The sequence below is a fragment of the Paenibacillus pabuli NBRC 13638 genome (genome assembly GCF_001514495.1).
GTDB lineage: Bacteria > Bacillota > Bacilli > Paenibacillales > Paenibacillaceae > Paenibacillus > Paenibacillus pabuli.
Window position 1 is genome coordinate 1 of the sequence record NZ_BCNM01000060.1, and the last position, 908, is coordinate 908.

Sequence of the window (908 nt, forward strand, 5' to 3'; positions counted from 1 at the left end):
CCATCTGTGTCATGCTGACGATCTCTCTGGGCGGCGTGCTCAATGCAGGCTTTGACCAGATCTTCAACTTGTACAATCCGCTGGTCTACGAAAGCGGCGATATCATCGATACCTTTGTGTACCGCATTGGCTTGATCGGTGGGAACTACAGTTTCGGTACAGCCATCGGATTATTCAAGTCTGTGGTGGGCCTGATCCTGATTCTAGTGGGATACCGGATCGCTTACAAAGTTGCAGGATACAAGATTTTCTAAGGAGTGGACCTATGCGTACAACAGCCAAATTCAGTACATTTCAACTCATCAACAATCTGGTCATGATCATGCTGGCCGTGATGTGCATCCTGCCCTTTCTGCATGTGTTGTCTGTATCTTTAAGTTCCAGTGCAGCCGTATCCGCCAATAAAGTGACGTTCTGGCCGATTGGTTTGAACTTGGGTTCCTACAGCAAGGCACTGGAAGATACCCAGTTACTTCGTTCCCTCTGGATCTCGGTGGAGCGGACCTTGTTAAGTGTCACGCTGGGACTGCTGGTGACCAGTATGGCAGCCTATGTGCTCTCCAAAGGCGGAGGACGAAACGGGATTGCGGGCTACAAATGGTTTGTCGGATTTTTTATTGTAGCCTTGCTGTTCAACGGGGGGATGATCCCGACGTATCTGGTAGTGACCAAAATCGGTCTGTATAACTCGATATGGGCGCTGATCCTGCCGACGATGGTCAATGTCTTTAACATCATCCTGATTATGAATTTTTTCAAGGCATTGCCGAAAGAGCTGGAAGAAGCTGCTTTTATCGACGGTGCCGGGCACTGGAAAGTGTATCTAAGAGTGATGATGCCCTTATCGCTGCCCGTCATGGCGACCGTGGGTCTGTTCACCGTGGTAGGCGAATGGAATGAATGGTTAT

At 49.3% G+C, this 908-nt stretch carries 1 protein-coding gene and 1 pseudogene; both read left to right on the plus strand.

Annotation, left to right across the window (positions count from 1 at the left end; genetic code table 11):
• A pseudogene (locus PPA03S_RS33540) lies at positions 1–254 on the plus strand (sugar ABC transporter permease); the annotation flags it as partial.
• An 11-nt stretch (positions 255–265) separates the two neighbouring features.
• The coding region (locus tag PPA03S_RS31995; RefSeq protein ID WP_062330058.1) for a carbohydrate ABC transporter permease at positions 266–908 on the plus strand (643 nt) is incomplete at its 3' end.